The organism is Flavobacterium ajazii, assembly GCF_010614725.1.
Lineage (GTDB): Bacteria > Bacteroidota > Bacteroidia > Flavobacteriales > Flavobacteriaceae > Flavobacterium > Flavobacterium ajazii.
Genome location: NZ_JAAEHL010000017.1, coordinates 15,503 through 41,025, shown reverse-complemented (window position 1 = coordinate 41,025; position 25,523 = coordinate 15,503). Strand labels below are relative to the sequence as shown.

The 25,523-nt window shown below is 33.0% G+C and carries 26 protein-coding genes; 9 read left to right on the top strand and 17 right to left on the bottom strand.

The annotated features are described in order from the left end of the window. From ilvN to acs, 3 genes are all read left to right on the top strand, one after another. Window positions 1–525 carry an acetolactate synthase small subunit gene (ilvN, locus tag GWR14_RS22670; RefSeq protein ID WP_163411422.1) on the top strand — a complete coding sequence of 175 codons (525 nt, stop codon included), beginning with the start codon at window positions 1–3 and terminating at the stop codon, window positions 523–525. A gap of 44 nt (window positions 526–569) precedes the next feature. Continuing rightward, window positions 570–2,039, top strand: coding sequence for a ketol-acid reductoisomerase (gene ilvC, locus GWR14_RS22665; RefSeq protein ID WP_163411421.1), 1,470 nt, complete (start codon window positions 570–572; stop codon window positions 2,037–2,039). Between the two features lie 499 nt (window positions 2,040–2,538). Continuing rightward, a complete protein-coding gene (gene acs, locus GWR14_RS22660) occupies window positions 2,539–4,449 on the top strand; it encodes an acetate--CoA ligase (RefSeq protein ID WP_163411420.1) in 1,911 nt (636 codons plus the stop codon). A gap of 69 nt (window positions 4,450–4,518) precedes the next feature. Here acs and GWR14_RS22655 read toward each other — a convergent pair whose 3' ends face one another. The 4 genes from GWR14_RS22655 to recG all read right to left on the bottom strand — a co-directional run bounded on the left by GWR14_RS22655 (window position 4,519) and on the right by recG (window position 8,507). After that, window positions 4,519–4,971: a 2-dehydro-3-deoxyphosphooctonate aldolase gene (locus tag GWR14_RS22655; protein WP_163411419.1), complete on the bottom strand. Its 453-nt coding sequence runs from the start codon at window positions 4,969–4,971 to the stop codon at window positions 4,519–4,521. 149 nt (window positions 4,972–5,120) lie between these two features. Next, a complete protein-coding gene (locus tag GWR14_RS22650) occupies window positions 5,121–5,396 on the bottom strand; it encodes an ATP-dependent Clp protease adaptor ClpS (protein ID WP_163411418.1) in 276 nt (91 codons plus the stop codon). A 33-nt stretch (window positions 5,397–5,429) separates the two neighbouring features. After that, window positions 5,430–6,263, bottom strand: a complete 834-nt coding sequence (prmA, locus tag GWR14_RS22645; RefSeq protein ID WP_163411417.1) for a 50S ribosomal protein L11 methyltransferase — start codon at window positions 6,261–6,263, stop codon at window positions 5,430–5,432. A gap of 135 nt (window positions 6,264–6,398) precedes the next feature. Beyond that, entirely contained in the window at window positions 6,399–8,507 is a 2,109-nt protein-coding gene (gene recG / locus GWR14_RS22640) for an ATP-dependent DNA helicase RecG (protein ID WP_163411416.1), read from the bottom strand. A 193-nt stretch (window positions 8,508–8,700) separates the two neighbouring features. Here recG and GWR14_RS22635 point away from each other — a divergent pair, with 193 nt between their 5' ends. From GWR14_RS22635 to GWR14_RS22625, 3 genes are all read left to right on the top strand, one after another. Next, a complete protein-coding gene (locus GWR14_RS22635) occupies window positions 8,701–9,117 on the top strand; it encodes a hypothetical protein (RefSeq protein WP_163411415.1) in 417 nt (138 codons plus the stop codon). Window positions 9,118–9,249: 132 nt separating this feature from the next. Beyond that, the gene (locus tag GWR14_RS22630; protein ID WP_246236374.1) at window positions 9,250–11,013 is read left to right on the top strand and encodes a hypothetical protein; all 1,764 of its coding nucleotides are present in this window, start codon (window positions 9,250–9,252) and stop codon (window positions 11,011–11,013) included. A gap of 30 nt (window positions 11,014–11,043) precedes the next feature. Next, complete coding sequence (locus tag GWR14_RS22625; RefSeq protein WP_163411414.1) at window positions 11,044–11,586, top strand: DUF1697 domain-containing protein; 543 nt, start codon at window positions 11,044–11,046, stop codon at window positions 11,584–11,586. A 61-nt stretch (window positions 11,587–11,647) separates the two neighbouring features. Here the strand turns inward: GWR14_RS22625 and GWR14_RS22620 are convergent, their stop codons facing one another. From GWR14_RS22620 to gcvT, 6 genes are all read right to left on the bottom strand, one after another. Beyond that, complete coding sequence (locus GWR14_RS22620) at window positions 11,648–12,475, bottom strand: hypothetical protein (RefSeq protein ID WP_163411478.1); 828 nt, start codon at window positions 12,473–12,475, stop codon at window positions 11,648–11,650. A 56-nt stretch (window positions 12,476–12,531) separates the two neighbouring features. Then, the gene (gene kdsA / locus GWR14_RS22615; protein WP_163411413.1) at window positions 12,532–13,350 is read right to left on the bottom strand and encodes a 3-deoxy-8-phosphooctulonate synthase; all 819 of its coding nucleotides are present in this window, start codon (window positions 13,348–13,350) and stop codon (window positions 12,532–12,534) included. Between the two features lie 190 nt (window positions 13,351–13,540). After that, window positions 13,541–13,738 (bottom strand): hypothetical protein, encoded by a 198-nt coding sequence (locus GWR14_RS22610; protein ID WP_163411412.1) that lies wholly within the window; start codon window positions 13,736–13,738, stop codon window positions 13,541–13,543. Between the two features lie 133 nt (window positions 13,739–13,871). After that, window positions 13,872–14,585 carry a YebC/PmpR family DNA-binding transcriptional regulator gene (locus GWR14_RS22605; RefSeq protein WP_026729302.1) on the bottom strand — a complete coding sequence of 238 codons (714 nt, stop codon included), beginning with the start codon at window positions 14,583–14,585 and terminating at the stop codon, window positions 13,872–13,874. A gap of 129 nt (window positions 14,586–14,714) precedes the next feature. Next, window positions 14,715–16,751 carry a S41 family peptidase gene (locus GWR14_RS22600; protein ID WP_246236373.1) on the bottom strand — a complete coding sequence of 679 codons (2,037 nt, stop codon included), beginning with the start codon at window positions 16,749–16,751 and terminating at the stop codon, window positions 14,715–14,717. 229 nt (window positions 16,752–16,980) lie between these two features. Next, complete coding sequence (gene gcvT / locus GWR14_RS22595; RefSeq protein WP_163411411.1) at window positions 16,981–18,063, bottom strand: glycine cleavage system aminomethyltransferase GcvT; 1,083 nt, start codon at window positions 18,061–18,063, stop codon at window positions 16,981–16,983. Between the two features lie 235 nt (window positions 18,064–18,298). Here gcvT and GWR14_RS22590 point away from each other — a divergent pair, with 235 nt between their 5' ends. Then, entirely contained in the window at window positions 18,299–19,147 is an 849-nt protein-coding gene (locus tag GWR14_RS22590) for an NAD(P)H-hydrate dehydratase (RefSeq protein ID WP_163411410.1), read from the top strand. A gap of 1 nt (window position 19,148) precedes the next feature. Here GWR14_RS22590 and GWR14_RS23960 read toward each other — a convergent pair whose 3' ends face one another. The 4 genes from GWR14_RS23960 to smpB all read right to left on the bottom strand — a co-directional run bounded on the left by GWR14_RS23960 (window position 19,149) and on the right by smpB (window position 21,420). Next, window positions 19,149–19,484, bottom strand: a complete 336-nt coding sequence (locus GWR14_RS23960; protein ID WP_246236376.1) for a Fic family protein — start codon at window positions 19,482–19,484, stop codon at window positions 19,149–19,151. Window positions 19,485–19,501: 17 nt separating this feature from the next. Then, window positions 19,502–20,158, bottom strand: a complete 657-nt coding sequence (locus tag GWR14_RS22585; protein ID WP_246236372.1) for a helix-turn-helix domain-containing protein — start codon at window positions 20,156–20,158, stop codon at window positions 19,502–19,504. Window positions 20,159–20,246: 88 nt separating this feature from the next. Then, window positions 20,247–20,888, bottom strand: a complete 642-nt coding sequence (locus GWR14_RS22580) for a hypothetical protein (RefSeq protein WP_163411409.1) — start codon at window positions 20,886–20,888, stop codon at window positions 20,247–20,249. A gap of 73 nt (window positions 20,889–20,961) precedes the next feature. After that, complete coding sequence (gene smpB / locus GWR14_RS22575) at window positions 20,962–21,420, bottom strand: SsrA-binding protein SmpB (protein ID WP_163411408.1); 459 nt, start codon at window positions 21,418–21,420, stop codon at window positions 20,962–20,964. A gap of 137 nt (window positions 21,421–21,557) precedes the next feature. Here smpB and GWR14_RS22570 point away from each other — a divergent pair, with 137 nt between their 5' ends. Together GWR14_RS22570 and GWR14_RS22565 are read left to right on the top strand one after the other, a co-directional pair. Next, complete coding sequence (locus tag GWR14_RS22570) at window positions 21,558–22,196, top strand: outer membrane beta-barrel protein (protein WP_163411407.1); 639 nt, start codon at window positions 21,558–21,560, stop codon at window positions 22,194–22,196. Between the two features lie 100 nt (window positions 22,197–22,296). Continuing rightward, the gene (locus GWR14_RS22565) at window positions 22,297–22,527 is read left to right on the top strand and encodes a VF530 family protein (RefSeq protein WP_163411406.1); all 231 of its coding nucleotides are present in this window, start codon (window positions 22,297–22,299) and stop codon (window positions 22,525–22,527) included. Here the strand turns inward: GWR14_RS22565 and GWR14_RS22560 are convergent. From GWR14_RS22560 to GWR14_RS22550, 3 genes are all read right to left on the bottom strand, one after another. Next, the gene (locus tag GWR14_RS22560; RefSeq protein WP_163411405.1) at window positions 22,524–23,087 is read right to left on the bottom strand and encodes a DUF3575 domain-containing protein; all 564 of its coding nucleotides are present in this window, start codon (window positions 23,085–23,087) and stop codon (window positions 22,524–22,526) included. The two genes, GWR14_RS22565 and GWR14_RS22560, sit on opposite strands and share 4 nt — an antisense overlap. 114 nt (window positions 23,088–23,201) lie before the next feature. After that, window positions 23,202–23,750, bottom strand: coding sequence for a GNAT family N-acetyltransferase (locus GWR14_RS22555; RefSeq protein ID WP_163411404.1), 549 nt, complete (start codon window positions 23,748–23,750; stop codon window positions 23,202–23,204). Between the two features lie 11 nt (window positions 23,751–23,761). Beyond that, window positions 23,762–25,492 carry a sodium:solute symporter gene (locus GWR14_RS22550; protein WP_163411403.1) on the bottom strand — a complete coding sequence of 577 codons (1,731 nt, stop codon included), beginning with the start codon at window positions 25,490–25,492 and terminating at the stop codon, window positions 23,762–23,764. Between the last annotated feature and the right edge of the window lie 31 nt (window positions 25,493–25,523).

The window sequence follows — 25,523 nt, the reverse complement described above, 5'->3', positions numbered from 1 at the left end:
ATGGAAGAAAAAACATTTACCATATCGGTATATTCAGAAAACAATGTGGGTTTGCTTAATAGGATATCAGGAATATTCTTAAAACGTCACATCAATATATTAAGTTTAAACGTTTCAGAGTCAGAAATAGAAAATGTTTCGAGATTTATCATTGTAGTTGAAACTACAGAGAAATGGGTTAAAAATATCGTTGGGCAAATTGAAAAACAAATTGAGGTTATAAAAGCATTTTATCATACAGATGAAGAAACAATTTATCTGGAAAATGCATTGTTTAAAATAGCTTCTAGTTTATTGTTTGATGAAAAACAAATCCAGAATATAATCAAAGAAAGTCAGGCGACAATTGTAACTGTTTCACGTGATTTCTTTGTGATTTCAAAATCTGGAAGACGTTCTGAAATAGAAGAATTATATGCGAAGTTTAAACCGTACGGTATTATGCAGTTTGTACGTTCAGGAAGAATTTCCGTATCAAAAGAGAAGATGGAAATATCATCATTATTATTAGAAGAATTAAAATAATTATCAATTTAAATTAAACATCATACTTATTAAATATTAAAAAAATGGCGAATTATTTCAACACATTACCACTTAGATTACAATTAGAACAGTTAGGGGTTTGCGAATTTATGGATCAATCAGAATTTGCAAACGGGATAGATGCATTAGCAGGAAAAAAAGTCGTAATCGTAGGATGCGGAGCGCAAGGTTTAAACCAGGGGTTGAATATGAGAGATTCAGGTTTAGATATTTCTTATGCTTTGCGTGCAGATGCAATTGCTGAAAAAAGAGCTTCTTTTAAAAATGCTACTGAAAACGGATTCAAAGTAGGTACTTATGAAGAATTAATTCCAACTGCTGATTTAGTTTGTAACTTAACTCCGGATAAGCAACATACTGCTGTAGTTACTGCCATTATGCCGTTAATGAAACAAGGTTCTACTTTGGCTTATTCTCATGGATTCAATATTGTAGAAGAAGGAATGCAGATTCGTAAAGATATTACTGTTATTATGTGTGCTCCTAAATGTCCAGGTTCTGAAGTACGTGAAGAGTACAAAAGAGGATTTGGAGTTCCGACTCTTATCGCTGTTCACCCTGAAAACGATCCAAACGGATTAGGTTTAGATCAGGCAAAAGCTTATGCTGTTGCAACAGGAGGTCACAGAGCAGGAGTTTTAAGATCATCTTTCGTAGCTGAAGTAAAATCAGATTTAATGGGTGAGCAAACAATTCTTTGCGGATTGTTACAGACTGGATCTATTTTATGTTTTGATAAAATGGTTGAAAAAGGAATCGATGCTGCTTATGCTTCAAAATTAATTCAGTACGGATGGGAAACTATTACGGAAGCATTGAAACACGGAGGTATCACTAATATGATGGATCGTTTGAACAATCCTTCAAAAATTGAGGCTTATGAATTAGCTGAAGAATTGAAAGATATCATGCGTCCATTATTCCAAAAACATCAGGATGATATCATTTCTGGAGAGTTCTCAAGAACTATGATGATTGACTGGGCTAATGATGATGTTAACTTGTTGAAATGGAGAGCTGCAACAGGAGAAACTAACTTCGAAAAAACAGCTCCGCAAGAAGCTCCAATTTCAGAGCAGGAATATTTTGATAACGGAGTATTAATGATTGCAATGGTGAAAGCTGGTGTTGAGTTAGCTTTCGAAACAATGACCGAAGCGGGTATCATCGAAGAGTCTGCTTACTACGAGTCATTACACGAATTACCATTAATTGCAAATACTATCGCAAGAAAAAAATTATTCGAAATGAACCGTGTAATTTCTGATACTGCTGAGTACGGATGTTACTTATTTGATCATGCATGTAAACCATTATTGACTGAATTCATGAAGAAAGTTGAGACAAACATTATAGGGAAACCGTTTTCAACTTCTAATGGTGTAGATAATACTGTTTTAATTGCTGTAAACAAAGAGATTCGTCAGCATCCTATCGAAGAAGTAGGAGCTTGGTTGAGAGAGTCTATGACAGCAATGAAAAAAATTGGATAATATAAATTAGGAATTACACACATACAAAGTGTGTTGGGATTTTGCACTGTATCTTAGTTTTATGTAATATTTTGAATTAGTAAGCACTTATTAAGATAATAACAGATATGGCGCATGTTACATTCACTTAACTCTGAATAGTATCAGGTTAAGTGAAGTAATCCCTAAATTATCGTGGGTATGTTTAAGTTATGAATATACTTGTAGAGATTTCTGTTATAATTAATAATGTTGCTGCTATTTTCAAAATAGAAGACTAAAGGCGGCAGGATTAAAAATTAATTGTTATTGAAATTGTTAGATTTAAAAGGCATGGTATTTTTGAATATCATGCCTTTTTTATGTTGCTAATATTTAATTAAAATTCAATAATTTGTGTAAAACACATTAAAAACGTTTGTTTTTTTAAAGAAATGCTTTTTTTTAATGAAATTTATGAATTAAATAATTTTAAGAATACGTTGTTATTTAATACATTTATAAAAAAATTACAACAACTATGAGTTATTATAAAATTGAAAATTTAGAACAATATTTTAAACATTACAATAAGTCAATTAGAGAGCCAAGAAAATTTTGGGGAAAAATAGCTGAAGAAAATTTCACTTGGTACCAACAGTGGGAAAAAGTTGTTGATTTTAACATGGCTGAAGCAGAAGTAAAATGGTTCACTGAAGCTAAAGTTAATATTACAAAAAATTGCATTGACAGACATTTAAGCAAAAGGGGGGAAAAAACTGCTATTATTTTTGAGCCGAATAATCCTTCAGAAAGTGCTTTGCATATTTCTTATAATGAGTTATATGAAAGGGTTTCCAAAATGGCAAATGTCCTGCGTGAACAAGGAGTAGGGAAAGGAGACAGAGTATGTATTTATCTTCCGATGATTCCCGAATTAGCTGTAGCAGTTTTGGCCTGTGCCAGAATTGGGGCTATACATTCAGTAATTTTTGCCGGTTTTTCAGCTTCTGCTGTTTCTGCCAGAATTAATGATAGTGAATGTAAAATGGTTATTACATCTGATGGAGGTTACAGAGGAAATAAAACTATTGACCTAAAAGGAATTGTAGATGAAGCTTTAGAAAGCTGTTCTTCAGTTTCTAAAGTTTTGGTTGTAAAAAGAACTGAGACTGAAATAAAAATGAAGGAAGGCAGAGATCTTTGGCTACAGCCATTATTAGATGCTGCTCTTGATTATAATGTAGCTGAAATTATGGACGCAGAAGATCCTTTATTTATATTATATACTTCAGGATCTACTGGTAAACCAAAAGGAATGGTACATACAACAGCCGGATACATGGTATATACAGCTTATACTTTTAAAAACGTTTTCAGTCACGAAGAAAATGATATTTTTTGGTGTACTGCAGATATCGGATGGATTACTGGTCATTCATACATTTTATATGGACCATTATTAAACGGTGGTACAACCGTAATTTTTGAGGGAGTTCCATCTTATCCTGATTTTAGCCGTTTTTGGGATATCATCGAAAAGCATAAAATTACACAATTTTATACTGCTCCAACAGCAATTCGTTCCCTTGCAAAAGAAAGTCTTGATTATATTCAGAAATATCCTTTAAAATCGCTTAAAGTTATTGGTTCAGTTGGAGAACCAATAAATGAAGAGGCATGGCACTGGTTTAATGACCACGTTGGGGATAAAAGATGTCCGGTTGTGGATACTTGGTGGCAAACAGAAACGGGTGGTATTATGATTTCGCCAATTGCTTTTGTAACACCAACTAAACCAACTTATGCAACCTTGCCTTTGCCTGGAATTCAGCCTGTTCTGATGGATGAAAAACGCAACGAAATTGAAGGTAATCAGGTAGTAGGAAGTTTGTGTATTAAATTCCCATGGCCTGGAATTGCCAGAACTATTTGGGGTGATCATGAACGTTATAAGAAAACATATTTCTCATCTTTCCCAGGTAAATATTTTACAGGAGATGGTGCTTTAAGAGATGAAGTTGGTTACTATAGAATCACAGGTAGAGTAGATGATGTTGTAATTGTTTCAGGACATAATTTAGGAACTGCGCCTATTGAAGATGCGATAAATGAGCATCCGGCTGTCGCTGAATCAGCTATTGTAGGTTTTCCACATGAAATAAAAGGCAATGCTTTGTACGGTTATGTAATCTTAAAAGAAACAGGAGAAGTTAGAAATAAAGAAAACCTGGCTAAAGAGATTAATCAGTATATTGCTGATCATATTGGACCAATTGCTAAATTGGATAAAATTCAGTTTGTGTCCGGATTACCAAAAACACGTTCAGGTAAAATTATGCGTAGAATTTTGCGTAAAATAGCAGAAGGAGATTTTTCTAATTTTGGAGATACTTCAACTTTATTAAATCCTGAAGTTGTAGAAGGGATTATGAATGAAAGAATTTCGTAATCGAAAAAAATTAAATTATAAAAAGCCGTTTCATAAATTGAAACGGCTTTCTTTTTTCTATAATAATAGCTATTCTTTTTTTAAACTTAACCCCATTGGAACCATTAAAATACCTTTTTCATAGATATTCAGGTAGAGTTTTACCGGTTTTTTTTGGCCTTCCCACTTCAATTCATAAACATTAAGAAATCCGGCTCCCATATCGCTTCGTTTGGTTGGAAATGGACAGCATGTTTCTAATCTGGTATACGTGATTTTTTCACCATTAGGTCCCGCTAAGGCATTTAAGAAACGAACCTCATTCAGAGCTTCATCTTTGGTGTTTCTGTAGAAAATATTGATGGGATAATCAGGATTGTAGCCATATTTTTTATCCTTACTGAACTCTTTAATGATAAACGTATTGTTTTTACTTAAAACTAAATCAGGAGCATTGTCGTCAACATTTTTTAATGTGGATTTTGTGCTTACACATGAAGTAACAGAAATTAATAAAGCGATAAGAAAGGTTATTTTTTTCATCAGTTTGGCGTTGTTTTTAATACAAATGTAAAAGATTTTTTGCTTTGTAGACACTACAAACAAATATTGTGCCTTCAGCTTTTACAAATAAAAAAACATTCTATTTGATCATGGATAGAAAAAATAGAATGTTTTTTAGTGTAATTTAATTAAACAATTTCAGCGCTAAGTCCGGCTTCTAAAAGTTGTGTGCATTGAGGTTTTAATTTATCTATCGGACCGGTTTTTACAGTACATTTTCCGTTGTAATGAACAATTAAAGAGCATTGTTCTGCCTGTTCAGGGGTGTGATTGCAAACACGGACTAAAGTATCAATTACGTGATCAAAAGTGTTTACATCGTCATTATAAACAATAATTTCGTTATTGAAGCCTATGGCTTCCCTTTCACGAACTCTTTCTTTTACTTTTTCTTTAGTACTCATATTTTTAGATTTTTGTACTTAGTTATTTACTTTCTAATTTACGTATTTTAATGAAACCCAGTTGTTTCTCTGAAACTTTTTAACATATATAAGTCCTTTCTCTATGCATGAAGCATCAATGTAAGGAATGTCTTCTTCGTAAAAACCGCTTAAAAGTATAATTCCTTTTGGATTTAAACAATCAACATATGATTGCATATCGTTTAGTAAAATGTTTCGGTTGATGTTTGCTATAATTAAATCATATTTTTTACCAGACAATAAAGTAGCATCACCTTCGTAAACGGTAATATGCTGGCAATTATTGCGTTCTGCATTTTCAATAGAATTTAAATAACACCAGTTGTCAATATCAATAGCGTCAATAGGTTGTGCACCTTTCATTTCTGCCAATATAGCCAGTATTGCAGTTCCACAGCCCATATCCAAAGTCTTTAAATTCGTAACATCTATTTCTAATAAATGCTGAATCATCATGTGTGTAGTTTCGTGATGACCTGTTCCGAAACTCATTTTTGGCTCAATTACAATATCAAATTCTGCATTCGTTTTCTCATGAAAAGGGGCACGAACATGGCATTTTCCGTCTACATCAATGGCTTCAAAATTCTTCTCCCATTCCTCATTCCAGTTTACCTGATCAATTTCTTCAATGTTATATTCAATTTTAAATTCATCAGATTGTAAAATGTAAATGTCATCTAAAATATTTTCATCCCATAAATCTTTTTTAACAAAAGCCGAAATTCCTTTCTCAGTTTCTGTAAAACTTTCAAAAGCTTTTTCGCCTAATTCGGCAATCAATATTTCTGATCCAAGTTCTTTGGGCTCAATTGAAAAATGATACCCTAAATATATATTTGACATAGATAATTTTTTTTTGCAAAGGTAAGAATCGAAAGCAGACTTTTTTATAAATAATTTGTAATTATTTTAATTGGGAAACGAGAGAAAAGTAAAATTTTACATCAGCTTTTTGAATATTTTTAATGGTTTAAGTTGTTAGCTAATATAATTCCAGATGCTTTTTTTCTTTGTTAATTCAATAAAAACAGCTTTTAATATCGCATGTTCCGGTTTTTGTAAAGGTCCGTCTTCTTTTAAGATTTTCATAGCGTAGTTTCGGGCTAAACTTAAAATATCGCGGTCACGTACAATGTCAGCTATTTGCAGATTGAGTACCCCGCTTTGCTGTGTTCCCATCATATCGCCCGGGCCACGGAGTTTCAGGTCAACTTCTGCAATTTCAAAACCGTCATTTGTCTGAACCATGGTTTCCATTCGGGTTTTACTGTCAGAACTCAATTTATGTCCTGTCATTAAAATACAATAACTTTGTTCTGCACCACGCCCAACACGCCCTCGTAATTGATGAAGCTGAGATAATCCAAAACGTTCGGCACTTTCAATAATCATAACACTCGCATTTGGAACGTTTACACCGACTTCAATTACCGTTGTAGCCACCATTATATTGGTTTTTCCTTCAGAGAAACGTTTCATTTCGGCATCTTTATCTGCAGGTTTCATTTTTCCGTGTAAAATCGAAATGGAATATTGTGGTAAAGGAAAGTCTCTGGAAATACTTTCGTAACCATCCATTAAATCTTTATAATCCATTTTTTCAGATTCCTGAATCAGCGGATAAACAATATAAATCTGTCTTCCTTTTGCAATTTCGTCCCGAAGAAATTTCCATACTTTCAGTCGATTAGTATCATAACGATGTACGGTTTGAATCGGTTTTCTTCCTGGAGGTAATTCGTCAATTACAGAAATATCCAAATCACCATATAAACTCATTGCTAATGTTCTCGGGATAGGAGTAGCGGTCATGACTAAAACGTGCGGCGGAATATCATTTTTCTTCCACAATTTAGAACGTTGTTCAACACCAAAGCGATGCTGTTCATCAATTACAGCAAGACCTAAATTCTGAAATTGCACTTTGTCTTCCAATAAAGCGTGAGTTCCAATTAAAATTTTAAGCTCACCATTTTCCAATTCTTCATGAATAATCTTTCTTTCAGAAGTTTTTGTGGAACCGGTTAATATTCGGATGTTGATATTTAATGTTTTGGCAAATTCAGATAAACCAAGAAAATGTTGATTGGCCAAAATTTCAGTTGGCGCCATTAGACAAGCCTGAAACCCGTTGTCAATCGCGAGAAGCATACTCATAAAAGCGACAATCGTTTTTCCGGACCCAACATCACCCTGAAGCAGACGATTCATTTGGGCATTGCTTCCCATATCGGTTCTGATCTCTTTAATTACTCTTTTTTGAGCATTTGTTAAATCAAAAGGCAGATGATTTTGGTAGAATTCATTAAAAAGCTCACCCACTTTAGTAAAGGGATGGCCTTTTATTTTATGTTTTCGAATGAGATTCTTTGTAATTAATTGTAGCTGAATAAAGAATAATTCCTCAAATTTTAGTCTGAATTGTGCTTTCGCTAAAATTTCAGCACTTTTGGGAAAATGGATATTGAATAGAGCTGCTCGTTTCGGAATGAGTTTTAATTCTTCAATTAAATAAGGAGGAAAAGTTTCTGTAAACAATGCTTGTGTTTCCAGAAAAAGCTGTTCCATCAATTTATTAATCGTACGGTTCGAAATTCCTTTATTAGCCAATGCTTCTGTCGAAGGATAAACAGGCTGCATAGCCGAGCGTAAACTTCTTTCATGTTCGCTTAATAATTCAATTTCAGGATGCGCCATACTAAATTGGTTGCCATAAAGAGAACATTTTCCAAAAATAACAAGCTGTTCATTTAGTTTTAAACTTTCACGAATCCATTTATGGCCTTGAAACCAGTTTAAGTCAATTTGACCTGTTTCATCCACAAAAGTTGCAACAAGGCGCTTTTTGTTTTTGGCAAATTCAACTGTTTTGATATGAATGATTTTGCCAATAATCTGAACCTCGGAAGCTGTATTTTGTAGTTCGTTAATCTTATAATAACGAGTTCTGTCAATATAGCGATTTGGAAAAAGATTGACTAAATCTCCGTATTTATGAATGCCCAATTCCTTTCGAAGCAACTGGCCACGACTCGGGCCAACACCTTTTAAGTATTCAATTTGGGTTTCGAGGAGATTATTGGACATTTAATTTTTTAGATTTAGGGAGTTGAAATTTTTATTAAAAAGCGAAGATAAATTTTAATTACTAAATTTTAAAATGAATTTTATTGATTAACTATTTCAATATTAAGCAATCATTAAATTGAATATTACCGCGCAACCATTTTAATAAAGTAAAATCTTAGTAATAAGTAACCTTAAAAAAAATATAAATCAAATGAAAAAAAATGGACTTTTAATTGTGTTGCTTTTGTCTTTATTGTCTTGTTCTAACGATGATTCAGATAATAAGAAGCAGGCAGTTGCTGCAGGTTATTATGGGACATGGGTGCAGTATACCGAACCTAGATTTGCAAGTGATCCCTCTTCAAATCAGTTTTCTTATGAATTTAAAAAAGATAATACATTTTCGAAATTTAGATTATATGAAAACACCCATACGACTTTAACAGGAACTTTTGAGATTATAAAAAAAGATAATGTAACACAGTTTGTATTAACTTATAAAGAATACAATTCATTGATTTCAAATTGTACAAACAGTTTGATAGAAAGTTTCACATTGGAATCAGGATACTTAGTTGATGATGCCCGTGCATGTGATCGTTCATATGTGTTTAAAAGAATATATTAAAAAGAATATTATTTTTAAGTTCTAAAACTCCGTTAGTTTTCTAATGGAGTTTTTAATTTTCATTCAGTTATAATTTTAACAAAAAAAGATAATTGCTAGATTTGTTAAAGATTCAACTTATAAGCCTTAATTATGATTAAAGAAGAAAAAGTTCCTTTTGAAATAATGATGTTTTCTGGTATTACATTCAAAGTAATTAACCGGCACCAAGCCCACACTATTCTTGGGGATCTTACCGATTTAAATAATAATAAAATCTATAATGTTTTTGAAGATACCTGGCGTTTTCCTGATTACGAAGAAAATCCATTTTTTTTATTAGCAGAAGACGATGTAGAAATGGATTTATTCGAGATGGATTTCAGTACCGAAGAGCATCCGGATATTTTTATTTTAGGATTTATTTTTAAGAAAAATCTAAGAGTCACAAAACTTATTAGTTCATATGATACTGATAATTCTCCGGCTTTAATCGTTTTAGGAAAAACAACGACAGTTAATATTAATTTGTTTGGAAATGTTCATTATTTGGGTGGAGGTTTGCAATGTGATACACTTGTTGGTGAATATAATCATGGGGAACTTTTTGTAAAAGGCGATCTTATAGCATGGTTGATTTATACAGATGATATGCTGCTTCATTTTGAACATTTTACAGATGTTAAGGCAATCATCAGTACAGGCAGACCTGATATTCTAATTTGCAGCAATGTTCAGGATACTGACGGCTCTGTTATTAATGTAGAGAATTATTTGCCTTCAACTCATAAACTGTCTGATATTGTAGAAGATGTTTTCATAGAGAAATCAAGTTACGGTAATGAAATATTAGGAAATAATTATCTAGAAGTTTTTAAAGAAGGACTTTCAATTTTAAATTATGATAAAAAAGAAAAGTATTTGTATGCTGATTTTCGTAATCAGTTTATCAATATGATTGAAGTTTTATCTGAAAATGAAGAGTTAAAAGAAAATGGAAAAATCGTTAGACATATTTCCGGAATAACCTATTTGTTTATTCCTTTTGATTATGAAGGAAAGAAATACAGTCAGATATCTAAAGAAATTTCGAATAGTTTTAGCATTAGAATGAGAGCTTTATGGTGTCATGAAGATCAAGAAATCACGCTTATTCTGGAATATCTTGATGAAGAAGGAAATCCGAAATATCAATGGATGAATGATGAAAATGCTTCAGGAATTGAGCTTTTCTGTGTGAAAAATGCTGCTATAGAAACTTTTGAAATATTGATAGCTGAAGTTATTGAAGAAGATGATGACGAAAGAGAATATGTAGATTATGACAATAGTTTTTCATTGGAAGAATTTGCAATTCAATTTGGTGATTGCAAAGTGCCGCAAGATTTAGTAAAACTATATGAATTTGAACAGGAATATGGAGTAGAATCTTATTCAGAATGTTTTGGACTTACTATTACCGAAGATAAGACAGGAATAAAAACCTGGTCTGAAGAAGAAGAATTTTATAATAGTTTTATAGAATTTGCAGGCGCAAACGGTTCAGGAAGCTCGTATGCGTATTGGCTTATTGATAAAGATTTAGATAATTGTCCGATTGTTGTTTTTGGTGATGAAGGCGGAGTTCACATTGTGGCAGAGAATATTCAAAAACTGATTCAACTTCTGACTTTAGATACCGAAATCTCAGTCGATTTTGATAAAGCATATTTCTATAAAGATGAGGAATATTACGAAGAAAGTGAAAATAAAAAAGAGTTTAAGGAATGGGTTGAAAAAGGGTTTGATTTCGATGCAATAGAAACTAACGAAGAAGCAGATGAAATTGTAGAGCAGGCGCAAAGAAAGTATAAGCAAAAATTTAATGATTTTTTAGTGAAGTTTGACATCGAAATTAGTGAAGAAGAAGCTGAATAGTTTTTTATCTTTGAATTTAAATTATAAAGAATGATAACGCACTTAGCACTTTTACGAGGAATTAATGTTTCCGGCCATAACATGATAAAAATGGAGGCTTTGAAAACAATGCTGGAAAATATTGGCTTTCAAAACGTACGGACTTATCTGCAATCCGGGAATGTTTTTGTAGATACGGAAGAAGAAAGTGCTTCAAAAGTAGGATTTATGATTAGGCAGGAAATTTTTAAGGTTTTCGGACATGAAGTTCCTGTAGTAGTAATTACAAAAGAAGATTTGGAATCGTGTTTTAAAAACAATCCTTTTTTAAAAGAAAAAGATTTCGATACCAAAAAGTTGTATGTTGCTTTTGTTTCAATTCCTTTGAAGAAAGAAAGCATAAATGATTTAAAAATAAGTCAGTTTAAACCTGATGAAGCAAGTATTGATGGAAACAGGGTTTTTATAAAATATGCTGTTGGTGCCGGAAAAACAAGATTTGACCAAAAATATATCGAGAAAAAACTTAATGTTACAGCAACTATCAGAAACTGGAATACAGTTACTAATCTGCTGAATATGTATGCAGAGTAAAATAAAAAAGCAGGTTTCAATATTAACATGAAACCTGCTTTTTTATTAGGTATAATGATTTTTAGATTCTAAAAATTCCTCCAAAGGCAATAATTCGCTGAAAGAAGAAAAAGTCCTGAAAAGCACTGTCATCATTGCTTGCTGTAGTTTTAATGTCCTGCATGTTAATGTAGCCGCCTTTTAGCTCTCCCTGAATATAAAAATGCTTGAAAAAAGTAACATTGATTCCAGCTTTTGCAGATACTCCATAACCCGAAACATGAAAATCATCATGACGCTCTTTTCCTAAAAGCATAGTATTGGTTTTTGGGTATAAAAGACCTGCGCCAAGACCTTCTGTTAAGTTAATCTGAACTTTATCGGTATTTGGAAGTCTAAACCATTTAGAAACGTCATCAAATCGTGAAACTTCTGTATTTACGTAATTTAAACCATCAGTATGTTCGTAAGTTAAAAACGTCTCATCGGTAAAATTTACAGCTGTATTATTATAAACACCATTATGTACTGAACCAACTTGATCTGCAGGTAAATTTACATAACCTGTTACATCAGCCGTTTGATTTTGTGTCATTACATATTTCATATGATCAACACCAATGGTTACACTGTAATGATCACTAAAAAAGTAGCCCAATCTCAAATTAGTTTGCGGAATTGTCATTCGCGAAGGATTAACATAATCAACGTGCCATCCTTTTGGTTTGTCATGTGCGCTCATGTTATGAACGGTGAATTCATAATCTTTTCCTCTAAAGGTTACGTCAGATTTTGAGTAACTCTCTCTGTTACCTCCCCATGAAACAAAGAACTTTCCTTTATTGTGTGCTGTGTATTTGTCTTGTATTGCAATTTCTTCCTGAGCAAATGTATTCACAGCAAAACACATTAGGAAAAAAGGCAAGAATAAAAATTTATTTTTCAACGAAATAAAATGTAATAATATTAGAATGAATTAACTGTTTTTCTGATTGCTACCAATTTGTTCATTAAGCCTTCAAAATAGTCTAAATGAAGCATATTGGCACCGTCACTTTTAGCGTTTGCAGGATCAAAATGGGTTTCGATAAAAATACCGTCAACACCAACTGCAATCCCCGCTTTGGCAACAGTTTCAATCATATCTGGTCTTCCGCCTGTAACGCCTGCAGTCTGGTTAGGCTGTTGCAAAGAGTGTGTTACATCCAAAACAGTTGTAGCATATTGCTGCATAGTAGGGATTCCACGGTAATCAACAATCATGTCCTGATAGCCAAACATGGTACCACGGTCTGTAACCATAACATTTTCATTATTACAGTCCAATACTTTTTGTACGGCATGTTTCATGCTTTCCGGGCTCATAAATTGTCCTTTTTTCAGGTTAACTGTTTTTCCGGTATTAGCAGCAGCTACAACCAAATCAGTCTGACGAACTAAAAAGGCTGGAATTTGTAGAACGTCCACGTATTGAGCAGCCATATCAGCATCTTCATTAGTGTGGATATCTGTAACAGTTGGGATATGGAAAGTTTCAGAAACTTTTCGTAAAATTTTTAATGCTTTTTCGTTACCAATTCCTGAGAAACTGTCAATTCTGGAACGGTTAGCTTTTTTAAATGATCCTTTAAAAACATAAGGAATCTGAAGTTTGTCGGTAATACCAACTAATTTTTCAGCAATTCTGAGAGCCATTTCTTCTCCTTCGATAGCGCAAGGTCCCGCCAACAAAAAGAAATTTCCACTATCAGTATGCTTAATTTGTGGAATATGCTGTAAGTTCATATCTGTGATTTTTTGACAGTGCAAAGGTAATTAGGATTTGCGATTTACAGATTAAGATTTGTGATTATTTTAAGATGTTATCTGAATTTTTGGATAATACTGCATTTTTGAAAATAACTGTTAATGAAATCAATGATATTGAAAATAAAAAAGCCTTTTAGATATAGACTAAAAGGCTTTTTGAAGTGAATTATTTTTGTTGTCCGGGAGCATGTGATTTAGCACTTTTTTGTCCGGATATTTTTTTAGCCTGTCCAGGAGGCATTTTTTTTGATTTATGATGAGAATGTGTGTGATTGTGCTGTACTGTGCAGCCTAACATGCTTACAATTACAAACAATATTACCATAATGATTACGGCAATTTTAGTGTACTTGGAATTTTTCATAAGGTTATTTTTAAATTTGGAACTGCAAATATAATAGTTCAAAGTATAATTATAGGATTCAGGGTTTGTTTAAAGTCGTTATAAACAAAAAAGCCCTGGAATTCCAGAGCTTTGATATTTTATAGAGAAAAAATTATTCTTCTTTCATCGTGTGATAAACGTTCATTACGTCATCGTCTTCTTCGATTTTTTCAATTAGTTTTTCAACATCAGCAATTTGAGCTTCTGTTAATTCTTTAGTAATTTGCGGGATACGCTCAAAACCGGAAGATAAAATTTCTAAACCTCTGTTTTCTAATTCTTTTTGTAAAGCCCCAAAACTTCCAAAAGGAGCGTAGATTAAGATTCCGTCTTCGTCTTCAAAAACTTCTTCTGCACCAAAATCGATTAATTCTAATTCTAATTCTTCAGCATCAAGTCCATTGTTTGCAATCCTGAAATTACAGGTATGGTCAAACATGAATTCAACTGACCCCTGAGTTCCCATTGTTCCGTTGCATTTGTTGAAGTAACTACGAATATTAGCAACTGTTCTGTTATTATTATCAGAAGCTGTTTCAATCAGAATAGCAATTCCATGAGGAGCATATCCTTCAAAAAGAATTTCTTTATAGTTGGCAGTATCTTTATTACTTGCATTTTTTATAGCGCGCTCTACATTGTCCTTAGGCATGTTGGCTGCTTTTGCATTTTGTATTACAGCTCTTAGTCTGGAATTCGCATCCGGGTTTGGACCACCTTCCTTAACAGCCATAACGATATCTTTACCAATTCGGGTAAATGTTTTGGCCATTGCTGACCAACGTTTCATTTTTCTTCCTTTTCTAAATTCGAACGCTCTTCCCATTTCTGATTTTTAGTTTTGTGATGCAAAAATACGGTTATTCCTTATTTTTCCAAAATCAAATTATATTCTTTTTAATTAAAAAAAGAGTCAGTATTGCGATTTTTTTGCTTTTGGATGGTTCAAAAGAGTTTATTTCGAAGTATTGAATTCTTTTATAATATTTAAAGCTTCATTCAGGTAAGGATTGTTTTTAAGATTGTCTATCTGATATTGATTGACTGTTTTTTCACCGGGATAAACCCCCAACAAAAACTGGTTTACAGTAGAATTATAGACATCCAGCGGATTGTTTTTATCATTAAAATGATTTATTTCTGTCCATATTCCGCTTCGTATTATCTTTTGTTCAAAAACAGCATCCAGAGTCATTGGAATTTCTGTTTTTGGAGTGTTTATAAGTTCGTCGATTTTAGAATTTATTTTTTTTATTTCGTTGAAGTAAATATTATCAGTGAGTCTGGCAGAGCTGTTTTTTGCAATTTTATCGATAAGGGTTCTCTTTACATAGGGTTTGTATTTTAATAAAGAAGAAATGCTGTCGTTTTGTATTGCCGTAGGGAAATTGCTTTCTTTCTGATACACATTTTCGTAAAACTCCGGAAGGATTACATCTGGTATAACTCCGGTATTTTGGTGGCTTTTCCCTGTAACTCTGTAAAACTTATTAATTGTGATTTTTAGAAAATCAGTAGTTGTGTTTTCGTCCAGCGGAAGGAAAGTCTGCATTGTTGCTTTTCCTAATGTACTGCTGCCTAATATCAATGCACGATTATAATCCTGTAAAATAGAGGCGAAAAATTCACTGGCCGATGCTGTATTACTGTTTACCAAAACTACGACAGGGCCTTTGTAAATAAGCCCTCTGTAAGGGTCATTTATTACAGATTTTTCCTGTTTGTTGTCTACAACTATAGAAATCGGCCCGTAATCAATAAACATTCCGGCCATTCTGATAGCTTCTTCCATCGAGCCACCGCCGTTGTCAATTAAATCAATTACAAGACCTTTTATGTTGTCTCTTTCTAATTTCATGACTTCACGGGCAACATCATCGGCACATCCTTTCTGACTATTCGATTCTAAATCGGCATAAAAACTTGGTATTTTGATATAGCCGATTTTGTTTTCTTTCCCGACTATAAAACTGTAAACCGAATTTTCTTCGTCTTTCATCAGTTGTTTTTCAATATAAACGTCAAAATTTTGGCCTGAATTTCTTTTTAATGTCAAAGTGATATTTTTGTTTGATTCAGACATAATCATGGTCGAAATCAACTCAAGCGAGGCACATGAAACCTGTAACGTTTCTTTCTGATTGGAAATAGAAACAATCTGGTCTCCTTTTTTTATTAGCCCCGTTTGAAAAGCAGGGCCATTAGGATCCAGTTCTTCTATGATAATTTCGTTTTTCTCGTTTAATTTGATGCTCATCCCCAATGAAAGATGCTCTTTTGATAAGGAAGCAACAAAACTCGATTTGGAATCGTCGCTAAAGTAAGCCGTATGTGGGTCAAAATAGCTGCAAAAATAGTTATACAGTTTTTCCTGTTGGGAGTCTTTTCTTTCTAAAAGGGTATTAATTCTGCAGATTTCGTTTGAAACAATAAGTTTTTTCGATTTTAATTCTAAGGTTTTAAAATTGGTTTTAAGAGAATCCAGGTTATTACTCATTTCTGAGATATCATCCAAAATTTGATAACGCAGTTTTTTTATCCATACTTTTTCTAAATTTTCTTTTTTGAGATAAAAAGAAAAGGCTTTTTTGTAAAAACGAATAGTATCTTTTTTGGTATAGTCAATAGTTTCTGCCTGAATTTTTTCTAAAACAGTTTTGGTTCGGATAAGTCCGTTGGTGTATTGGTTAATAATATCAGATAAAAACGAACAATCACCTTTTAAAATCAGGTCGTCTAAATTTAAACGGTAACGTTTTGCTATATCATCATATTCGCTTTTGTAAAATATATTTCTGGATGGGTCTAATTCGTTGATTAGATTGTCAAAAACAAAAACCGATAAACTGTCATCAACAGGTTTTGGTCTGATATGTTCTGACTGAATAAGTTTATTTATTTTGTTTACAATCAGGCACGTTTCGTCACTATTTTGACCAAATAGAAAACTAGTAAACAATAATAATATTAATCGGATTTTATTCATAAACATAAGAATCATCGATTAGATTAAAGTTACGTTTATTTTTTTATAAAGACAGTATTTTCTTCAAAATATCGATGATTAAGATATTTTGTCTGTGAATTGCACTTTTCATTACTACAATCACTAGTTACTTTTCACATTTAAAGTTCTTAGAGATTAAAAGCTTGGATTGAGGTAAAAAAAAATGCATTACAACTTTTCAATTGTAATGCATCTGTTTTATTAAAGGAAGAGATTATTTTTTGTAAAAAGGCAGTTTAACCACTTTTGCAGGAACATCATTTTTTCTAATTCTGATAAAGATATCGCTGTCAATCGCACTGTTTGAAACCGTAACATATCCTAAACCAATTCCTTTGCCCAGAGTTGGAGACATTGTTCCCGAAGTTACAACCCCGATTACTATTCCGGAAGCATCTACAATTTCATAATCGTGTCTTGGCACGGCACGCTCCTGCATCTCAAATCCAACCAGTTTTCTGGTAACACCTGCTTCTTTTTGTTTTTTAAGAGCCTCAGAATTTGTAAATTCTTTAGTGAATTTGGTAATCCATCCTAAACCTGCTTCAAGAGGAGAAGTAGTATCGTTAATATCGTTTCCATACAAACAGAATCCCATTTCAAGACGTAAAGTATCACGTGCTGCTAAACCAATTGGTTTAATATCGAAAGCAGCACCGGCTTCAAAAACTTTTTTCCAAACCTGTTCTACTTCCTCATTTTTACAGTAAATTTCAAATCCACCAGAACCAGTATATCCTGTAGCCGAAATGATTACATGCTCAATTCCTGCAAAATCACCTACTTCAAAATGATAATAAGCAATTGCAGATAAATCGACAGAAGTCAATGTCTGCATAGCCTCAACCGCTTTAGGACCCTGAATTGCCAATAGTGAATAATCATCAGAAAGGTTTTTCATTTCAACACCTAAATCATTGTGAGATGAAATCCAGTTCCAGTCTTTTTCAATATTTGAAGCATTTACAACTAACAAATATTGTTCTTCTTTCATTTTATACACAATCAAATCATCAACAATTCCGCCTTCATTGTTTGGAAGACAAGAATATTGCGCTCTTCCAATTGTCAAAGTCGAAGCATCATTTGAAGTCACTTTTTGAATTAAAGCCAATGCATTCGGGCCTGTTAATAAAAATTCTCCCATATGTGAAACGTCAAAAACGCCCACACCATTACGAACCGTTTCATGCTCAGCATTCACACCTTCGTACGTAATTGGCATATTATAACCTGCAAAAGGAAGCATTTTTGCTCCTAAGCCTTCATGTATGTGCGTAAGCGCAGTATTTTTCATTGTATTGTTTTATAAAATTGAGCCACAAATTTATTCAAAAAATATCGAATTTGGATAGCTTAAATTATAAATTTCGCAATAATTAGGAGCTATTTCCTGCTATCCGCTATATCTTTTGCTTTTTAAAGAAAAAAGCAAAAGGATGCCGCTGCTATCAGGGCTAAGAGCAATCGTTTTGAAGGAATGATTCGGTTTTTCGATTTTTTATGTAATTTTAGTATATAAAAGTATTTCAATGAAGTCTCCATATCTTATCACTAAAGAAGAAATTTTAAAATTCTATAAATCCGTGAATCCATTGACACACAAAGGACTTCAGGGACATGCGGTGATTATTGCCGGAAGTTATGGTAAAATAGGAGCGGCCGTTTTGGCTTCAAAATCCTGTCTTAAAGCAGGCACTGGTCTTGTAACTACTTTTACCCCAAAATGTGGCTATCAGATTTTACAGGTTTCAATTCCTGAAGTTATGGTCATTACAGATGAAAATGCAAATTTCATTACACATATTCACATGCCATTAATTCCAAAAGCAATCGGAATAGGTCCCGGGATAGGACAGGAGCTTGGGACACAAAAAGCTTTATTCGAATTTTTGAGAACTAATGCATCTGCTTTGGTACTTGACGCAGATGCTTTAAACATTCTTTCAGAAAATAAATCATGGCTGGAATTAGTTCCTGAAAATACAATTTTGACCCCGCACCATAAAGAACTGGAAAGGCTGATAGGACAATGGGATTCTGAATCTGAAAAGTTTCAAAAAGCAATTGCTTTTTCAGAACAATATAAAGTGATTATTGTGATGAAAGGAGCACCGACTTTTATTATCAATCAAACGAAAGTTTATCAAAATACGACAGGAAATGCGGCTTTGGCAACTGCCGGAAGCGGAGATATACTTACTGGAATTATTACAGGACTTCTGGCACAGGGTCACGAGCCTTGTGAGGCTGCAAAACTGGGTGTTTTCCTCCATGGACTGACCGCAGATATTGCATTGCCTCAAAACGGTTATCAGTCTTTTATAGCATCCAATATTATTGAAAATCTTGGAAAAGCTTTTTTAAACATAGAGAATTGATTTAATTACTTATCCTCATATATTTTTCTAAGCTTTCTTTTTGTGTCTCAACAATAAAAAATATAAAATCTTCTGTATTGGCGTTTGCTATCGATTCTTCATATTGTATTTTGTTGTCTTCTTTTATAATTGCAATTGGATATCCTTGTTGAGATAAAATGAGGTTCATTGCTAATCTCGCTGCTTTTTCGTTTGCTTCAGCAAAGGGACAGATTTTTACAAGACGAATATACATTTCAGCTGCCAAGATAATAGGATGGAGTTTGTGTTTGTTGACTTCATACCAAAAAAAATAGTTTTCCATTTCTTGTGGAATCGCTGAAGGTTCTGCTCCGATAGTAAAATTTGCGTTGTTTACAATCTTTGTTTTCCTGTAGCTTCCTGCATTTTCAGGATTAAATTATGGATGGATAAAAGATCACGCTCATTAAAAGAATTGTTTTTTTGGAGATCTTTTATAAAACGAACTGCCTCCTGATGATTGACAGCTTCAAGATGCTCCCGCATGCTTTTGCCTGAAATCGTTAAACCTTGATTAATGACCATTTCTGTTTCCTGAAGTGTCATTGAATTTCCATCCAATCGGTTACTTTCAAAAGTATATTCTAATTCGTTTTTTTGGGAGATTTCGTTAAAGTTGTTTTTAGGTAAAGTGTCTAATTTAACTTTTAAAACATCAACTTCTTTCAGTGTTTTTTCTAAAATAGCAGAGAGTTTTATTTTAGAGACAGATTTTTTATATTTAAGTTCTTCTTCTACAGCTGCAAGCGCTTTTAAAGAAAATTCTTCATGCTCTATTTCTGCTAAAATCTTTTCTTTTAGCCACGCAACAATCAGGATTTCGTAATCAATTTCTAAAAGATTTGCCAATTGAGTTACCTGACTCCTTGTGGGTCTTCTGAGTCCGTTTTCGAATTTGCTAATCAGTGCCTGATCAATTCCTAATATTTGTGCAACCTCTCTGGTTTTTAATCCTTTTTTTTCTCTGGCATTTTTAAGAAGTGATTTCATTTAGGCTTATTAAATGTCCTGACTAATTTTGTCATTAAGTTTAGCATTAAAAAAGCAATATTGTATCTATTGCTTTTTTATTGATTTATTATTTTGGCGGAAGTGAGCCGTCTTTTCGCATTTCTTTAACTACTGCCTGCATTATGGCATCTACAGTTAATCCTAAATCTGTAGCATATTCAGACTTAGTTGTCCCTGTCCATATTAATTTGTTGTCTTTTAATGAAAAAATATTGGTCTCTACCATATAAGCTGTTGTTTCTTGGTAATAGCCCGGATCATAAAATGCAGGAGAATACATTCCGTACCAGTTCCCAAAACCATAGCCATACATGCCTCCGTACATTCCGTCAAAACCACCATAATAAAGGCCTGTATTGGTACCGGGAACATAGTTGGTTTCTTTTTCAGCACTTACCAGACGCATTGTTACAACACCATCGAAATTTTCATCTTTTAAAATTTTTAATTTCTGTTCCCGGGTAAGCTGTAAGTTTGTGTTGTTAAGCACCTGATAAGAGGTTCTGAATATGGGATTACTGGAAGCGATTCTGTTTTCAGCAGTTCTTCGTGAAGCTTCATCTTTTACTAAAGCCACAACGAGAACTTTTTTAAAACTTTCCTGATCTACGGTTATATCAGGATCTCTCCAGCTGTTTACAATAGATGTGTTGCTGGTAGCACAACTTATAAAAACAAAGACAATAAATAATGGTAAGTACTTTTTCATATTTTATAAATTAAATTTGTTGTTGTAGTAAATTTAGGTATAAAATATGGAAAAGTAATTGATTTTTAGTGAATTAATTAAATGCTTTCTTAATACGATCGAGGTCGCGTTTTGTATCCTGTTCTTTCAGGGATTCTCGCTTATCGTAATTTTTCTTCCCTTTGCAAAGACCAATTTGAAGTTTCGCCAATCCTTTTTCATTAGTGAATAATTTTAACGGAACGATAGTTAATCCTTTTGCCTGAACACTTTTTTGAAGATTTTTTAATTCTTTTCTGTTCAGTAGTAGTTTTCTTTCGCTTCTTGAATTATGATTAAACTGATTGCCAAAAGAATATTCTTCAATATAGGTATTAATAGCAAATAGTTCATTATTAGTGCTGAATTCGCAAAAGCTTTCTGTTATATTGGCTTTTCCTAATCGTATAGATTTAATTTCGGTTCCTGCCAAAACAATCCCGGCAGTATAGGTATCGATTATTTCGTAATCAAACCGGGCTCTTTTATTAAGTATATTGACTGATTTTAACATGATGCAAAAATAAGTAAAATTGTAAAACTTTGATGTGCTTAAATATAATTAAAGATTTTTTTTAATCTATGATTTTAATCATCCCTGTCACAAAAGCTTCCCCATAAGTTTGTCATGTAATTAATAAATATATTGACATGAAAAAAATTGTAACATTAGTGAGTGTGGTATTAATAGGTTTAACCGTTAAGGCTCAGGAAGGAAGTCAGGGACTAAAAGGAACATGGTTTGCAACTTCGCAATTTGGTTTTCAGCAGACTAAAACGGCAGATGAAAAAAACACAAGTTTATCGGTACTGCCAATTGTTGGAACATTTGTAACTCCATCAGTTGTTGTTGGAGCAGGAGTTGGGTATATCAATATTAAAGCCGAATCAGATGCTGGAACTGCGGCTAAAACTGATCTGATTGTTATTCAGCCCTTAGCAAGAAAATATTGGAATATAGCCGGTTCATTATATTTCTTTGGGCAAGCAGCATTACCAGTAATCACTGGAAAAGAAAAAGAAAGCGGGTTAAAAGTAAATCAGTTTGGCTTATCTGTATCAGGAGGTTTTGATTATTTTATAACTAAAAACTTCTCAGTTGAGTTTTCTTATGATCTGGCAAATTTTACCACTACAACTCTGGAACCTAAAAATGGAGAAAAAACCACAGTTACAAATTTCGGATTAGCGCACGTTGCAAATGTTGACCCATTTTACAATACGGCTCTGGCAGGAAGTAATCCAAATTTGACATCACCGCTTTCTTTTGGATTTAAGTTTTTATTCTAATTCTAAAATTTAGTGAGTTGTTTTAAGTCAATTCGTTAATTTTGCAAAAAGACCGTGCTTTTAAAGTACGGTCTTTTATTATTCACTTAAAATATAAATTATGGAAGGTAAATCTAAAGACCCGCTTAATGGAGTAACACTTCAAAAAATTGTTGAAAGTCTTGTTGATTATTATGGTTTTGACACTTTGGCCGAATTAATTCCTATTAAATGTTTTATTTCAAATCCGAGTGTAAAATCAAGCCTTACTTTTTTGAGAAAAACAGACTGGGCAAGAAAAAAAGTTGAAGATTTGTATATTAAATCACTTTCTAAATTCTCTAAGGATTAATTTAATTTATACGAAATCATAACTCCTCCACCATAAGGTAACCATTCACCGCTTTTGTTCCAGTTTTTTACGTTTTCGTAGCTTCCAGGTGTTCCGTCATTATAATGCCCTTTATAGTACCCCTGATGCCAGCCACCTCTTAGGAAAATATCTAATAAAAATTTGTTATTAAGTTTTGTATTGTAACCAATTGTGGCTCCGATTCTGTATCCCATTCCTGTTTCGTACCAAGTAGGTAATCTATTCCAATAGTTCCATTTTTGGAGTTCAAATGTATCAAATCCTACATGTCCTCCTGCATAAAAGCCGTTATATTTTTCTTTGAAATTATATCGTATTTCGGGGGTAAATGTAGCAAATTTCATAGGTTTCTTCCCGTCAAATGATTCCCAGAAGGAAGCCATAATATCAAAACTAAAAGTAGTTTTCTCACCAATACTAGTTTCAACCCCTACGTTAGGCATAAGAGCTAATGCTGTAAAGGCGTTAAATTTAATATAAGTTTGGCTATGTAAACTGATTGAAGTGATAAAAAGAATTGCAAAAAGTATTTTTTTCATGATTTTGGGGTGTAACAAGACTTTTTCTTGTTTTTTGCCTGCAAATATAGTTTAACTTAGTGTTTTACTATTATAAAAAGATGAAGTTTATTGTAATTATTCTGAATAACGATTTTAATGTGAGAGTAGCGAATAAATTACTTTGTCAAGGAATTTACCTTCAAAAAAATCACACTCTAGTAAATGAGCTTCTTTGACAAAGCCACATTTTTGCAGAACTTTTTCTGAAGCCTTATTTTCAGGATCAATGACTGCTTCAATTGAGTGTAATTTTAAATCATTAAAGCCATAGTTAATCAATCGTTTTACTGCTTCGGGAACAATTCCTTTTCCATGAAAATCCGGGAGAAGGATATAGCCAATTTCAGCACGATAATTTTCCGGCTGCATTCTGTAAAAACCAATAATACCAAGTAGTTTAGAATTTCCTTTTAATGTAATACCCCAATTGATTCCTTCATTTGATATGATTTTTTCTTCAATCGTGGCAATATGTTCCAGGGCATCTTGTGTTGTTTTTACCAAAGGTCGCGGAATATATTTCATTGTTTCTGGATTGGATCGCAATTCAAAAACTTCCTTTACATCGTTGTTTGTAATTCGTCTTAAAAGCAAACGTTCTGTTTCTATGACAGGAAATGGGGTGAAATTAAAATTCAGCATTTCAATATTTTTTACAGTTCATTTAATTGATGATTGTTTCTCTTGAAAAAAACAAGTTGGATCAATAAAGACAAAAGAATCGTTAAAATCGCACCTATAAAATTTAACCATAAATAACCAAGTTTTTCCTGATCGCTCGGGTAAATGTATATCATAAAATAGTAAATGATAAAAATGGTTGTCTGACTAATGATAGCACTATAAAACATTGGTTTCGCCTGAACTTTGTGCAAATAAAATCCAACAAGGAAAATTCCCAAAACTGTTCCGTAAAATATAGAACCAATGATATTAACCAGTTGAATTAAATTTTCAAATAAGGTTCCGACACAGGCAAAAAGTATGGCAATTAATCCCCAGAAAAGCGTAAAAAATTTGGTAGCATGGAGATAATGTTTTTCAGATTTATCTTCTTTTAGGTTTCGTTTGTAAATATCGATTGCCGTTGTCGATGCCAGTGCATTTAAGCCGGAAGCGGTAGAAGACATGGCAGCCGAGATAATTACAGCCAATAATAATCCTATAAGTCCTTTTGGAAGATAGTGTAAAATGAAATGGAAGAACACATAATCTTTATCATTTGTTTCGCTATTACTATCGGCTTTCGAAATAATTTCTTTTGCTTTGTCGCGTAAATCTTTTTCTTTATTGGATAAAGTAACCAGTTCCTTTCGTAGTATCGGGTTATCATAATCCTGATTCAGCTGTTCGATATATAAAAGATTGATTACTTTTTTATCTTCAGAAAGTTTATTCAGTTTTAGTTCTAAAGCATGGTACTCCTCTTTATATTGTGACTTTTCAATAACAGTTTTATTATTCGGATTAAAATTTAGCGGAACTGGATTGAATTGAAAAAATACAAATACCATAATTCCTGTAAGTAATATAAAAAACTGCATAGGAACTTTCAACAATCCGTTCATGATTAATCCCATTTGGCTTTCCTTTACAGATTTTCCTGATAAATAGCGTCCTACCTGAGATTGATCCGTTCCAAAATAAGCCAGCATCAGGAAAAAACCACCTGTGATACCGCTCCATAAAGTATATTTTTCTTCTGGATCAAAAGAAAAATCTACAATATTCATTTTGTCATTTGCTCCGGCGATATGCATGGCACTTGAAAAAGTCATATCCTGTGGCAAATAGTGAAGAATCAGGAAGAAAGTGATAAACATTCCGGTCATGATTACAAACATTTGTTGTTTTTGAGTCACATTAACCGCTTTTGTGCCTCCTGAAAAAGTGTAAATTATAACCAGAACACCAATAATAATGTTCATTAAAGTTAAATTCCACCCTAAAAGAGCAGATAAGATAATTGCTGGTGCATAAATAGTTAAACCGGTTCCAAGACCTCTCTGCACCAAAAACAATATGGCGGCCAAGGATCGTGTTTTTACATCAAATCGTTTCTCGAGAAATTCATAAGCGGTAAATACTTTATATTTATGATATAGTGGAATAAATGTCAAACAAATGACAATCATGGCAATTGGTAGTCCAAAATAAAATTGCACAAAACCCATCCCGTCATGGTAGGCCTGACCAGGTGTTGATAAAAAAGTAATCGCACTGGCCTGAGTAGCCATTACAGAAAGTCCAACGGTATACCATGGCGTTTCATTGTTCCCTAAAATAAAATCTTCGACATTTTTGCTTCCTTTAGTTTTCCAGGATCCATATCCTACAATAAATAAAAGGGTTATAATAAGTACCAACCAATCAAATAGCTGCATATGTTAAGAGTATAATTGCATGATTAAGAAG